This is a genomic window from Citrobacter freundii complex sp. CFNIH4 (assembly GCF_002934505.1).
Classification (GTDB): domain Bacteria; phylum Pseudomonadota; class Gammaproteobacteria; order Enterobacterales; family Enterobacteriaceae; genus Citrobacter; species Citrobacter freundii.
The window spans coordinates 4,543,918-4,556,692 of the sequence record NZ_CP026231.1 but is presented as its reverse complement, the minus strand read 5'-3'; the positions used below and the strand labels follow the sequence as shown (position 1 = coordinate 4,556,692).

The window sequence follows — 12,775 nt, the reverse complement described above, 5'->3', positions numbered from 1 at the left end:
TCTACACCCGTAACGCTATATCCTTCTTGTAACTGCTTATGGCTGTTGCAAGGAGGATTGATTTATAAGGGATTTTTTCTAAGTACCTGATAAAAAAAACCCCCTCATCATGAGGGGGAAGACAGGGATGGTGTCTATGGCAAGGAAAACAGGGTTACTACTGGGAACGTGAGTTGCTACTACTCAATAAATTCAACGATGAGCTTTTTTTCCAGTGCGCTACGTCGCGCAGTTGCTCCATTCGTTGTTCATGTTTCTCATTTAAAACCGCTTGCTGCTCGGGCGTTAACAGGCGATACATCTGGTTGCGGATCCTGGCTATTTCAACCTGGCGGGCAACCTGTTCTTGCGCCATTCTTTCTGCCTGAGCGCGCACTGCGCTTTCATCAAATTTCTCTGCGGTGACAAGGCGATGCATTGTCTCCATTTCGCTAACATTAACAGGAGGCTGTTCGTGTCTTGCCTGCTGCATTAAATCTCGCATCTGTTGACGTTGATGTTCGGTTAAACTGATACCGTCAAACATGTGGCTCTGAACGCTACGTTGCGATGAGCCTTCACCCAGGTGCCAGTGATCGCCTGTGACGACTTCAGCTGCATGGCTAAATGTACTGAGTGCCAGCGTTGAGGCCATGACGGCAGCGCTAACTTTGCCCATCACTTGCTCCCAAAATCTTTTCTGTCGCGATTCAACGAGAGACAGTTTACGATTCGGGCTGCAAACATGCGTCAGGGGGTGTAAAACAACGTAAAGTCATAGATTAGCGACGCCTGATGACGTAATTTCTGCCTCGGAGGTACGTAAACAATGAATAAAATCCTGTTAGTTGATGATGACCGAGAGCTGACTTCCCTGTTAAAGGAGTTGCTCGAAATGGAAGGTTTTGATGTGCTGGTTGCCTATGATGGGGAACAGGCGCTTGAGCTTCTGGATGACAGCATCGATTTACTTTTGCTCGACGTCATGATGCCGAAGAAAAACGGCATTGATACGCTGAAAGCACTTCGTCAGACACACCAGACACCCGTAATCATGCTGACCGCTCGCGGCAGCGAATTGGATCGCGTACTTGGCCTTGAGCTGGGCGCGGACGACTATTTACCCAAACCGTTTAACGACCGTGAACTGGTCGCGCGCATCCGCGCTATTCTGCGTCGCTCACACTGGAGCGAACAGCAGCAGAACAGCGATAACGGCTCGCCGACTCTGGAAGTAGATGCGTTAAGCCTTAATCCGGGTCGCCAGGAAGCCAGCTTTGACGGGCAAATTCTGGAGTTAACCGGCACCGAATTCACCCTGCTTTATTTGCTGGCACAGCATCTCGGTCAGGTGGTTTCGCGTGAGCACCTGAGCCAGGAAGTGCTGGGTAAACGCCTGACGCCTTTCGATCGCGCTATCGATATGCATATCTCGAACCTGCGTCGTAAGCTGCCAGAGCGTAAAGACGGACACCCGTGGTTTAAAACCCTGCGTGGTCGCGGCTACCTGATGGTTTCCGCTTCATGATAGGGAGCTTAACCGCGCGCATCTTTGCCATCTTCTGGTTGACGCTGGCACTGGTGTTGATGTTGGTACTGATGTTACCCAAGCTCGACTCACGCCAGATGACCGAGCTACTGGACAGCGAGCAGCGCCAGGGGTTAATGATTGAGCAACACGTTGAAGCTGAACTGGCGAACGATCCACCCAACGATTTGATGTGGTGGCGTCGCTTGTTTCGGGCGATAGACAAGTGGGCGCCGCCAGGACAGCGGTTATTACTTGTTACGACGGAAGGACGCGTGATCGGCGCAGAACGCAATGAAATGCAGATCATTCGTAACTTTATTGGTCAGGCCGATAACGCAGACCATCCGCAAAAGAAAAAATACGGTCGCGTTGAGATGGTCGGGCCTTTCTCCGTCAGAGACGGTGAAGATAACTACCAGCTGTATCTCATTCGACCAGCCAGCAGCTCACAATCTGACTTTATCAACCTGCTGTTTGACCGACCGCTGTTATTGCTGATCGTCACCATGTTAGTCAGCTCTCCGCTATTGCTCTGGCTTGCCTGGAGTCTGGCGAAACCAGCGCGTAAGTTGAAAAACGCGGCGGATGAAGTGGCCCAGGGCAACCTGCGTCAACATCCGGAGCTGGAAGCCGGTCCGCAGGAGTTTCTGGCGGCAGGTGCCAGCTTTAACCAGATGGTGACGGCGCTGGAACGGATGATGACCACGCAGCAACGTCTGCTGTCGGACATCTCTCACGAGCTGAGAACACCGCTAACACGTCTGCAACTGGGTACCGCTCTGCTGCGCCGTCGTAGCGGTGAGAGCAAAGAGCTGGAGCGCATTGAAACAGAAGCACACCGACTAGACAGCATGATCAACGACCTGCTGGTGATGTCACGTAATCAGCAGAAAAACGCGCTGGTCAGTGAAACGGTGAAAGCTAATCAGCTGTGGGGCGAAGTGCTGGATAACGCCGCCTTTGAAGCTGAGCAGATGGGTAAATCGCTCACGGTGAATTTCCCGCCGGGTCCGTGGCCGCTGTACGGTAACCCAAATGCGTTGGAAAGTGCGCTGGAAAACATTGTGCGCAATGCCCTGCGCTATTCACATACGAAGATTGAAGTTGGCTTCGCGGTGGATATCGACGGGATTACCATCACCGTGGACGACGATGGCCCAGGTGTAAGCCCTGAAGACAGAGAACAGATTTTCCGTCCGTTTTATCGTACCGATGAGGCGCGCGATCGCGAGTCTGGCGGAACAGGTCTGGGTCTGGCGATTGTTGAAACCGCAATCCAGCAGCATCGTGGCTGGGTGAAGGCCGAAGACAGCCCGCTGGGTGGTTTACGGCTGGTAATTTGGTTACCGTTGTATAAGCGTTCCTGAGTCTCTCTGTGTTGCCGGATGGCGGCGTAATGCCTCATCCGGCCTCCACGGACAGGGGGAATTATTTCCCCCACAAACGGCGGGAATTGTCTTCGATCTTGCCGCTTAAACGACGCTTTTGCATCGTTCTGGTCCAACTTTTTGATAACCCGGCAGCCGACAGTAAACGGTGATATTGCGAATCATCAAACGGCATATGCCAGGCGATAGCAATTGCCTCCCGCACGCTGACGTCGCTCACGCGTGACGCCAGGATCAACGGCGCGTCTGCAGATACCAGCCCTGCCGCGACGACGCTGCACAGCCAGCCCGTCTTACCTGCATCCTGCATCTGGCAGGCCATATCGCTGATGCCAAAATGGAAATTCAACTTAAAGCACGGCGAGCGCGGCTGCGTGACCTGAATCAACGCCTCTCCCCACTGGAAAATGTCACCAATATACACATTCTCTTCAGTCAGCCCCTCAGTAGAGAGGTTCTCACCAAACGCGGGCGCGACAAATAGCTCCGCCTGCTCCGGAAACGCTTGTCTCCAGTGCTGATAGTGTTCACGCGGATAGTGACACAGCGCGCGATCCGGCCCGCCATGAATTTTCGCTTCCGCCTGTTCATCTCCCGTCAGCCCCAGTTCGGTCAGCATCAGCTCACCGTCAATCTGGACTTTAGCAATCGCGCTGGGACGGCTTCCCGTGTAGTCCCGAACTTTGCCCGTAAAAACATCGACCGGATATCGCATCTGTTCCCTCTCCCGATAAATTTCCCCCATTACACCACATTTATTTTACCCCAGTCGCTCAAAATGAGAGCACGGTTCACATGAAACTTAGGGACACATGCTATCAATGTAAGCTGGTTTTGAAACATCATTTCAAATAAGGAGTCGACAACGTGACTGGTCAATCGCAATTTGCTGGCGTCTGGTGTCCTTCCATTACGCCAATGGACAATGACGGTAAGATCGATCTCAACGGTCTAAACCAGCATCTCAAACGCCTTACCGAGGCCAAAATCGATGTGATTTTGCTGATGGGCAGCATCGGGGAATTTGCTTCCTTTACGCTCGAAGAAAGGCTATTGCTGATCCGCGAGGCCCGCGCCATGAGCTCGCTGAAGATGGTCGCCAACGTCTCATCCACCTGCCAGAATGATGTATTGTTGATGGCGCAGGAAGCGTATCGCTCAGGTTACGATGCCGTGATGATCCTGCCGCCCTACTACTACGGACAAACGGCGAAACAGCTGCTGAGCTACTTCCGTCAGTTGGGGCAGAAACTCAGCGGCAAATGGTTTGCCTATAACTTCCCGGCACGCACCGGCTGCGATTTAACCCCCGAGCTGGTTGCCTCCCTCGCCGCTGAGTTCCCGAATTTCGCTGGTATCAAAGACACCGTCGACTGCCAGTCTCATACTCGCAGTATGATTCAGACTACCCGCGCCGTGCGGGAGGATTTTGCCGTGCTGTCCGGCTACGACGAATACTATATTCCCAACCTGTTGGCAGGTGGCGCAGGGATTATTTCAGGGTTGAACAACGTCATGCCGGAACTGTTTGTCAGCGCGCGGGAAGCGTTTAAGCAGGGCGACCTGGCAGCGCTTCGCGATATTCAGGACCAGATTGGCACCTACATGTCCATCTATGCCATCGGCGAAGATTTTGTCACCACCATCAAAACCGTGGTATCGCGTAAGTTTGGCTATTGCTCCGGCGTGTCACGTAATGCCGGTGGAGAGTTGAACGAGAGTGAGTGTAGAACAATCGATGAGGTGTTTGTCGTCAAAGGGTAAATAATTAAGCCGGATGGTGCAGACCATCCGGCTTAAGAGACTTACTTCACGGTGCCACGAAGATCAATTTCTGCCGCCCTTGCTTTGGCCCTTTTTGACCAGATAGACGTGATAATCGGCACCAGAATGGAGGTCACAATCACCGACGTGGCGACCAGGGAAGTTGCTGCCGGTGCCATCGGTTTAAATGCCGGAACCATTTCAGCAATCAGCACAGGCGTAGCAACCGCCGCCCCCGCAGAACTGGAAGCCGCAATCCCCGCCGTACCATCGCCACCACCAATCAGTTTATCGGCGATAATCAATGGAATACCAGTGATGATAATCACTGCCACGCCCAGCAGAATACCCAGCACGCCGGTCTGAGCAATCACGCTCAAATCAATGGTGTTACCTAATGCGAAGGCAAAGAACGGGATCAGCGTCTGCACGGCCTTACTGAAGAATTCCCGCAGCTCAGGATCCAGATTACCCAGCGCAAAACCAATCAGGAACGGCAATACTGCGCCAACAAATACGTGCAGTTCAAACGACGCGATCCCGGCAGTTCCCAGAATCACCATGGTCATCAGCGGGCCAGACTCCAGCGACATCAGGACAAACGCCCCAGCCTCTTCTTTGGTGCCGTACTGCTGCATAATCGAGGCATACAACCCGCCGTTGGTCATATCCATCGCGGCCACCAGCGCCAGCGTAGACAACCCAGCGAAGAATCCGACCTCTACGCCATGTTCTGGCAGAATGCGTGAGGCAATCGCTGCAACCACCCACGCCACCAGAATCTTGGTTATGACTAACGTACCTGATTTACGCAGCACGGTGCCGGTGGCGCTTAGCTTGATCGACGCCCCCATGCAAAAGAACCAGACCGCCAGGATAGGTACCGTACCGGTGATCATACCGTTGGTAAAGGAGCCGAAGTATTTCCCGGCGCCGGGGGAAAAGGTGTGACACAACGCGCCCAGGAAAAGCGGCACCAGCATCATACCGCCTGGGATTTTCTCTATCGTACGTTTGATCTGCATTTCCATCACCTGTAGACATAAAAATGGGGCAATTTTTATGGGCGATTGCATCTTGCTTTGAGATGCGCCCGTCTTGATGAAAAGAAGATAGACATTCATAGAGACTATAAAAGTGATCCCACTCGCATAATAAAACCTTGTTTCAATTTAAGTGGATCATTGTTTTTATATTGAGTTTGATCACAAAAAAACCCCACAAGCATCGCTTGCAGGGCTTCGTTAAAGCATAGAACTTATTTTTTTGCTGCGAAACGCGCGGCAGCTTCGTCCCAGTTCACGACGTTCCAGAACTCTTTGATGTAGTCCGGGCGACGGTTCTGGAATTTCAGGTAGTAAGCGTGTTCCCAAACATCCAGGCCCACGATTGGGAAACCGGAAGCGCCAGAGATAGCTTCACCCATCAGCGGGGAATCCTGGTTGGCGGTGGAAACAACAGCCAGTTTGTCACCTTTCAGCACCAGCCACGCCCAGCCGGAGCCAAAGCGGGTTGCCGCTGCTTTTTCAAATTCAGCTTTGAAGTTGTCAACGGAGCCAAAGTCACGTTCGATAGCCGCTTTCAGGTCACCCTGCAGCGTAGTACCGGTTTTCAGGCCTTTCCAGAACAGGCTGTGGTTAGCGTGACCGCCCGCGTTGTTACGCAGTACGGTTTTCTTGTCTGCTGGCAGTTGATCCAGTTTGGTGATCAGCTCTTCAGCGGACAGGCTGGCGAATTCTGGCAGGCTTTCCAGCGCAGCGTTCGCGTTGTTTACGTAAGCCTGGTGGTGTTTGGTATGGTGGATTTCCATCGTCTGCTTATCGAAGTGCGGTTCAAGGGCATCATAAGCGTACGGCAGGGATGGCAGTGTATAACTCATAATCATCTCCAGTATTGTCGGGCGGCCTGTGTTAACGCCGCGTAAGCAGTTGGGTCATTATAGTTAATTAAATGATATTGAAAATGATTATCAATGCCGTACTTTTTACAAGGTTTTAATAGCGCATGTTGATTGCTAAAGATGTGAACCGAATCACCCAGTTAACGTGATGATTGCCAACATGCGCAAAATGGCGGCAATCGTTAAAAGGTTAACACCCTGCGTAATTTTTAAACTCGTTTGGTCGGAGGGGTCATTACCGACGATAAAAAATAACGAGGATTAAGTCATGAGTAACGCGATTACGATGGGTATCTTTTGGCATTTGATAGGCGCAGCCAGTGCCGCCTGTTTCTATGCCCCGTTCAAACAAGTCAAACATTGGTCATGGGAAACGATGTGGTCGGTTGGCGGGATCGTCTCTTGGCTTATCCTGCCATGGACCATTAGCGCCATGTTGCTTCCCAATTTCTGGGCCTACTTCAGTTCTTTCAGCCTCTCTACGCTGGCGCCGGTGTTTCTGTTCGGCGCAATGTGGGGGATTGGCAATATCAACTATGGTCTGACCATGCGCTATCTCGGTATGTCGATGGGGATCGGCATTGCAATTGGGATTACGTTGATTGTCGGCACGCTGATGACCCCAATTATCAACGGCAACTTTGATGTGCTGATCAATACTTCCGGCGGACGCATGACGCTGCTTGGCGTACTGGTCGCGCTGATTGGCGTCGGTATTGTGACTCGGGCCGGTCAGTTAAAAGAACGCAAAATGGGCATCAAAGCGGAAGAGTTCAACCTGAAAAAAGGGCTGGTTCTGGCGGTCATGTGCGGCATTTTCTCCGCCGGGATGTCATTTGCGATGAACGCCGCTAAACCAATGCACGATGCCGCCGCCGCGCTGGGTGTCGATCCATTGTATGTCGCCCTGCCCAGCTACGTGGTTATCATGGGCGGCGGCGCGTTAGTCAACCTGGGCTTTTGCTTCATTCGTCTGGCAAAAGTGAAAAACTTGTCGATAAAAGCCGACTTCTCGTTAGCCAAACCACTGATTATCACCAACGTGCTGCTGTCTGCGCTTGGTGGCCTGATGTGGTATTTGCAATTCTTCTTCTACGCCTGGGGCCACGCGCGTATTCCGGCTCAATATGATTATGTAAGCTGGATGCTGCACATGAGCTTCTATGTTCTGTGCGGCGGGATTGTCGGGCTGGTGCTGAAAGAGTGGAAAAACGCGGGTCGCCGTCCGGTCAGTGTGCTAAGCCTTGGCTGCGTGGTGATCATTGTCGCGGCAAACATTGTGGGTCTGGGAATGGCCAGCTAATCATGTTGGGTGCTGAGATGATGCCACTGGCTGGGCGTCATCCCGGTTTCCCGCGTGAACACCACCGAAAAGTAGTTACTGTCCTCAAAGCCGCAGCGCATGGAAATCTCACTAATCATCAACCGACTATGTTTGAGCAGATACTGCGCATGGCAAACCCGCACCTGGCGGAGATACTGGTTGATGGTCATCCCGGTCTGGCTGCGAAACTGCTGGCGCAAAACGCGCTCGCTGCACCGTTCGCGCTCGCAAAACTTATTCAGTTCGAACGCATGCTCATGGCTACCGGCTAACGCGGTGATCAGTTTATCCAGCAGCGTTTCGCTCGACGTTGCCGGGAGCGTATCCGTTGCATAACGATGCCGTTTAAGGTGGGTCACCAGTTGCCCGAACAGCAGCTCAGCCATGGTAAAAGCCTGCGCATCACGTTGATTACTTTCATGCTCAAGCTGGCTTATCACCTGTCTGACCTGGCTCATGCCAACGCTACCGAGTCGCCAGTGCGGGTGCCTCGGCGCACCATCAAATCCGGGGATCGCCCCTTGCCAGTCAACATTCAGCGTCAACCGCTCCGGGCAGTAGATGATATTTTGTAGCACAAGGTCGTTAACGGAAGTGTAGGAGTGTTTATCTTCGGCGCGAATGTAAAACAGATCGCCACGGGTTATCCGGTACGGGCGATCGTTAAGGACATGCAGGCCATTACCGCGCCAGACCAGAACCAGCTCGCAAAACTCATGGGTATGCTCAGCAAAGACATCCTGCGGATAACGATCGGCTACGGCGACAGCCTGCTGCTCATGCGCAAAAAAGTCTGATTTCAGAAGGACCAGATGGTTCGCCATCACAATATTCCCTGCCGGGTGGCGGCTACGTGTCACGTAATCTGTAGGCCGGATAAGGCGTAGCCGCCATCCGGCGTTAAGGGACATGATTATCTGAGATTCGGCGATAAAAAACGTTGATAGCTTTCGCGTTACTGGAGGCTGCTTGCCACAACGAGATCGCGCCCCTGACGAATATCGCGTGGCGACCACTTGAACTCACGGCGAAAAAGCGTCGAAAAGTGGTTACTGTCGCCGAATCCACAGAGATAAGCGATGTCTGTCACGCTGTCATCACTGTGACGAAGCAGATGCCGAGCCTTGATCAGCCGCAAGCGGTTAAGGTAGCGCTGCGGCGTCAATCCGGTTTGCTGTTTGAGCTGGCGATGCAGAGTACGCAAAGAGAGGGAAAACTTCTCGGCCAGCGCCTCCCAACATACCTCGTCGGCAAAGTTATCTTCCAGCCACGCCATCAGGAGGTTAAGCCGCGCGTCGTTATCGGTCGCTGCTTCCATCAGGCTGCTTTTACGCAGCAGCACCAGCAACTGCATAAACAGGATCTCGCGATTTGCCGCCGTTGGTGTATCCATCCCCTCACCGAGCGCTTCCATCTGCCCCACCAGTTGTCGAACCTGCTGCAACACATCCTGATTCACCCGCCAGTGCGAAGGATACTGCCCATTCTGTTCCTGAGGTAAAAGCTGATTCAGCCCAGCCAGAAATTGAAACGCATCCGGGGAGCGATACAACACATTGGTCAGGCACAGATTGTCAGTATGTTCATATAAATGCCGGTCATGATCGCGAACGAAACACACCGTACCGCCGCTGATGGTGTAAGGCTGTCCGTTGAACACATGGATCCCCGTTCCATGTTCGACCACCACAATTTCATGAAAATCATGATGATGTTCTGGAAACGCAGGTTGAGGAAGCCGCGGTTCAATAGCCACTGGCGCTTTACCTGTCGGAAAAAAATCCACGCAATGCAATATCGTCATGATGACATCCTTCCCGATCAAATGAACATGGCTGAATAGTAATTAAGGGTTATCACCCTCACCTTAAATTTTTGACGCCAAAGTGCGTAAACACGGTCAATTCTTCAAGAAATGGCGGGAAAGATCGGGAATTGCGGAAGACGTCACATCCGCTAAAACCGACCCTTTTAATAGAAATTGTGAACAGCATCACGTTCACCTTTGCCATGTTGCCAGCCGCTAATTGTGGCTGTCACTGTCAAGAAGGTACGCGTTATCTGGGGTTCTTAGACTGAGTGCAATAAAACTCAGAAGGACCTCGCTATGACTTTTCGCCATTGTGTCGCAGTCGATCTCGGCGCATCCAGTGGGCGCGTAATGCTGGCGCGTTACGACAGTGAACACCGCACCCTGACGCTGCGTGAAATCCACCGCTTCGTGAACTGCCTGCAAAAAACAGACGGTTTTGACACCTGGGACATCGACAGCCTGGAAAACGATATTCGTCTTGGCCTGAAAAAAGTCTGCGATGAAGGCATTCGGATAGACAGCATCGGCATTGATACCTGGGGCGTGGATTACGTTCTGATCGATAACGTCGGTCAACGTGTCGGTCTGCCGGTCTCTTACCGTGACAGCCGCACGACCGGCATTATGGCGCAAGCGATGGCGCAGCCGGGTAAAGGTGAAATTTACCGCCGTAGCGGCATTCAGTTTCTGCCCTTTAACACCCTGTATCAGTTGCGTGCGCTGGTTGAACAACAGCCAGAACTGCTCCCGCAGGTGGCCCATGCCCTGCTGATCCCCGACTACTTCAGCTTTCGCCTGACCGGCAAAATGAACTGGGAATACACCAATGCCACCACCACCCAGTTAGTCAATATTAATACCGACGACTGGGATGACACTCTGCTGGCGTGGACCGGAGCAGACAAAGCCTGGTTTGGTCGTCCGACACATCCGGGGAACGTAATTGGTCACTGGATTTGCCCGCAGAAAAATCAAATTCCGGTCGTAGCCGTCGCCAGTCACGACACGGCCAGCGCGGTCATAGCTTCTCCGCTGGCCGACAAAAACAGCGCCTATCTCTCTTCCGGGACCTGGTCGCTGATGGGCTTTGAGAGCAGAACGCCGTATACCAACGATGCGGCACTGGCGGCGAATATCACCAACGAAGGCGGCGCGGAAGGGCGCTACCGTGTCCTGAAAAATATTATGGGGCTGTGGCTGCTCCAGCGCGTATTAAAAGAGCGCCAGATTTCCGACCTGCCAACGCTTATCAGCCAAACGCAAGCGCTGCCGGCCTGTCAATTCCTGATAAACCCGAACGACGATCGCTTTATCAACCCCGACGATATGAGTGCAGAAATTCAGGCAGCATGCCGTGAATCAGGCCAACCCGTACCCCTGCAAAACGCCGAACTGGCGCGCTGTATCTTCGACAGCCTGGCGTTGCTGTACGCCGACATCCTGCAAGAGCTGGCACAACTGCGTGGTGCAGCATTTAGCCAACTGCACATTGTCGGTGGCGGCTGCCAGAACACCTTACTGAACCAGTTGTGTGCAGATGCCTGCGGTATTCGCGTGGTATCCGGGCCAATTGAGGCCTCCACGCTCGGCAATATTGGCATCCAGCTGATGACGCTGGACGAGCTGAACAACGTTGATGATTTCCGTCAGGTGGTGCGCGCTAACTACGAACTGACCACCTTCATTCCCAATCCTGAAAGTGAAATTGCCCGCTACCAGACGCAGTTTCAATCACTACGACAGACAAAGGAGCTTTGCGCATGACCACTCAACTTGAACAAGCCTGGGAACTGGCAAAACTGCGTTTCGCCGCGGTAGGCATTGATGTCGAGGCGGCCTTACGCCAGCTCGATCGTCTGCCGATCTCCATGCACTGCTGGCAGGGCGATGATGTCGCCGGTTTCGAAAATCCGGAAGGTTCGCTCACTGGCGGTATTCAGGCTGCCGGTAACTATCCGGGTAAAGCGCGTAACGCCACCGAACTGCGGGCCGATCTGGAGCAGGCGCTGAGCCTGATTCCGGGTCCAAAACGTCTGAATTTGCACGCGATCTATCTGGAATCTGATACGCCGGTTGCCCGCGATCAAATCAAACCTGAGCACTTTAAAAACTGGGTGGAGTGGGCGAAAGCGAACCAGTTAGGACTGGATTTCAACCCATCCTGCTTCTCACACCCGCTGAGCGCCGACGGTTTCACGCTGGCCCACGCCGATGACACCATTCGCCAGTTCTGGATCGATCACTGCAAAGCCAGCCGTCGCGTCTCGGCGTATTTTGGCGAGCAGTTGGGTACGCCATCAGTGATGAACATCTGGATCCCGGATGGCATGAAAGACATCACTGTTGATCGTTTAGCGCCGCGCCAGCGTCTGCTGGACGCGCTGGACGAAGTGATCAGCGAGAAACTCGACCCGGCGCACCATATCGATGCCGTCGAAAGCAAGCTGTTTGGCATCGGTGCGGAAAGCTACACCGTGGGCTCTAACGAGTTCTACATGGGTTACGCCACCAGTCGCCAGACGGCGCTGTGTCTGGATGCGGGTCATTTCCATCCGACCGAAGTGATTTCCGACAAAATCTCCGCCGCCATGCTGTACGTGCCGCGCCTGCTGCTGCATGTCAGCCGTCCAGTGCGTTGGGACAGCGATCACGTGGTGCTGCTGGATGATGAAACGCAGGCGATTGCCAGCGAGATCGTGCGCCACAACCTGTTTGACCGCGTACACATCGGCCTCGACTTCTTCGACGCCTCCATTAACCGCATCGCCGCGTGGGTGATCGGTACCCGCAATATGAAAAAAGCCCTGCTGCGCGCGCTGTTAGAACCGACCGAGCAACTGCGCCAGCTCGAAGCCAGCGGCGACTACACCGCACGCCTGGCCCTGCTGGAAGAGCAAAAATCGCTGCCGTGGCAGGCCGTCTGGGAGATGTATTGCCAGCGTCACGACACGCCAGCGGGCAGCCAGTGGCTGGACAGCGTGCGCACTTATGAAAAAGAGATTTTGAGCAAACGTAGCTAACCGTGACACCAGGCTTGTAGGCCCGATAACGTTCGGGCAATAAACAGGAACACCGA

General features: G+C 53.3%; 12 protein-coding genes. 6 read left to right on the top strand and 6 right to left on the bottom strand.

Annotation, left to right across the window (positions count from 1 at the left end; genetic code table 11):
* Window positions 1-157 precede the first annotated feature (157 nt).
* Window positions 158-658, bottom strand: a complete 501-nt coding sequence (cpxP, locus tag C2U41_RS23295; protein ID WP_003028767.1) for a cell-envelope stress modulator CpxP — start codon at window positions 656-658, stop codon at window positions 158-160.
* A gap of 150 nt (window positions 659-808) precedes the next feature.
* On the opposite strand from cpxP, the gene cpxR reads away from it, so the two are divergent.
* Together cpxR and cpxA are read left to right on the top strand one after the other, a co-directional pair.
* Window positions 809-1,507: an envelope stress response regulator transcription factor CpxR gene (gene cpxR / locus C2U41_RS23290; RefSeq protein WP_003028763.1), complete on the top strand. Its 699-nt coding sequence runs from the start codon at window positions 809-811 to the stop codon at window positions 1,505-1,507.
* Window positions 1,504-2,877 (top strand): envelope stress sensor histidine kinase CpxA, encoded by a 1,374-nt coding sequence (gene cpxA / locus C2U41_RS23285; RefSeq protein WP_003840485.1) that lies wholly within the window; start codon window positions 1,504-1,506, stop codon window positions 2,875-2,877. The genes cpxR and cpxA overlap by 4 nt, the downstream gene beginning before the upstream one ends.
* Window positions 2,878-2,938: 61 nt before the next feature.
* On the opposite strand, the gene yiiM is transcribed toward cpxA, so the two are convergent.
* Window positions 2,939-3,613 carry a 6-hydroxyaminopurine reductase gene (yiiM, locus tag C2U41_RS23280; protein ID WP_003028749.1) on the bottom strand — a complete coding sequence of 225 codons (675 nt, stop codon included), beginning with the start codon at window positions 3,611-3,613 and terminating at the stop codon, window positions 2,939-2,941.
* Between the two features lie 152 nt (window positions 3,614-3,765).
* Here yiiM and C2U41_RS23275 point away from each other — a divergent pair, with 152 nt between their 5' ends.
* Complete coding sequence (locus C2U41_RS23275) at window positions 3,766-4,662, top strand: dihydrodipicolinate synthase family protein (protein WP_003847870.1); 897 nt, start codon at window positions 3,766-3,768, stop codon at window positions 4,660-4,662.
* 41 nt (window positions 4,663-4,703) lie between these two features.
* Here the strand turns inward: C2U41_RS23275 and kdgT are convergent, their stop codons facing one another.
* Together kdgT and sodA are read right to left on the bottom strand one after the other, a co-directional pair.
* The gene (kdgT, locus tag C2U41_RS23270; protein WP_048216996.1) at window positions 4,704-5,687 is read right to left on the bottom strand and encodes a 2-keto-3-deoxygluconate transporter; all 984 of its coding nucleotides are present in this window, start codon (window positions 5,685-5,687) and stop codon (window positions 4,704-4,706) included.
* Window positions 5,688-5,920: 233 nt separating this feature from the next.
* Window positions 5,921-6,541 (bottom strand): superoxide dismutase [Mn], encoded by a 621-nt coding sequence (sodA, locus tag C2U41_RS23265; RefSeq protein WP_003840480.1) that lies wholly within the window; start codon window positions 6,539-6,541, stop codon window positions 5,921-5,923.
* Between the two features lie 289 nt (window positions 6,542-6,830).
* Between sodA and rhaT the strand changes: the two genes are divergently transcribed.
* Complete coding sequence (gene rhaT / locus C2U41_RS23260; RefSeq protein ID WP_003840477.1) at window positions 6,831-7,865, top strand: L-rhamnose/proton symporter RhaT; 1,035 nt, start codon at window positions 6,831-6,833, stop codon at window positions 7,863-7,865.
* Here rhaT and rhaR read toward each other — a convergent pair.
* Together rhaR and rhaS are read right to left on the bottom strand one after the other, a co-directional pair.
* Window positions 7,862-8,710 carry an HTH-type transcriptional activator RhaR gene (gene rhaR, locus C2U41_RS23255; RefSeq protein WP_103848510.1) on the bottom strand — a complete coding sequence of 283 codons (849 nt, stop codon included), beginning with the start codon at window positions 8,708-8,710 and terminating at the stop codon, window positions 7,862-7,864. The genes rhaT and rhaR overlap by 4 nt on opposite strands.
* Window positions 8,711-8,841: 131 nt before the next feature.
* The gene (rhaS, locus tag C2U41_RS23250) at window positions 8,842-9,690 is read right to left on the bottom strand and encodes an HTH-type transcriptional activator RhaS (RefSeq protein WP_103848509.1); all 849 of its coding nucleotides are present in this window, start codon (window positions 9,688-9,690) and stop codon (window positions 8,842-8,844) included.
* Window positions 9,691-9,993: 303 nt separating this feature from the next.
* On the opposite strand from rhaS, the gene rhaB reads away from it, so the two are divergent.
* Together rhaB and rhaA are read left to right on the top strand one after the other, a co-directional pair.
* Window positions 9,994-11,463 (top strand): rhamnulokinase, encoded by a 1,470-nt coding sequence (rhaB, locus tag C2U41_RS23245; protein ID WP_103848508.1) that lies wholly within the window; start codon window positions 9,994-9,996, stop codon window positions 11,461-11,463.
* Entirely contained in the window at window positions 11,460-12,719 is a 1,260-nt protein-coding gene (gene rhaA, locus C2U41_RS23240; RefSeq protein ID WP_103848507.1) for an L-rhamnose isomerase, read from the top strand. The genes rhaB and rhaA overlap by 4 nt, the downstream gene beginning before the upstream one ends.
* Window positions 12,720-12,775: the final 56 nt, after the last annotated feature.

Coding starts and splice junctions, on each gene's coding strand:
- sodA (WP_003840480.1), bottom strand. CDS start 6,541: ATGAGTTATACACTGCCATCCCTGCCGTACGCTTATGATGCCCTTGAA.
- cpxP (WP_003028767.1), bottom strand. CDS start 658: ATGGGCAAAGTTAGCGCTGCCGTCATGGCCTCAACGCTGGCACTCAGT.
- yiiM (WP_003028749.1), bottom strand. CDS start 3,613: ATGCGATATCCGGTCGATGTTTTTACGGGCAAAGTTCGGGACTACACG.
- rhaA (WP_103848507.1), top strand. CDS start 11,460: ATGACCACTCAACTTGAACAAGCCTGGGAACTGGCAAAACTGCGTTTC.
- rhaR (WP_103848510.1), bottom strand. CDS start 8,710: ATGGCGAACCATCTGGTCCTTCTGAAATCAGACTTTTTTGCGCATGAG.
- rhaT (WP_003840477.1), top strand. CDS start 6,831: ATGAGTAACGCGATTACGATGGGTATCTTTTGGCATTTGATAGGCGCA.
- rhaS (WP_103848509.1), bottom strand. CDS start 9,690: ATGACGATATTGCATTGCGTGGATTTTTTTCCGACAGGTAAAGCGCCA.
- kdgT (WP_048216996.1), bottom strand. CDS start 5,687: ATGCAGATCAAACGTACGATAGAGAAAATCCCAGGCGGTATGATGCTG.
- cpxR (WP_003028763.1), top strand. CDS start 809: ATGAATAAAATCCTGTTAGTTGATGATGACCGAGAGCTGACTTCCCTG.
- rhaB (WP_103848508.1), top strand. CDS start 9,994: ATGACTTTTCGCCATTGTGTCGCAGTCGATCTCGGCGCATCCAGTGGG.
- cpxA (WP_003840485.1), top strand. CDS start 1,504: ATGATAGGGAGCTTAACCGCGCGCATCTTTGCCATCTTCTGGTTGACG.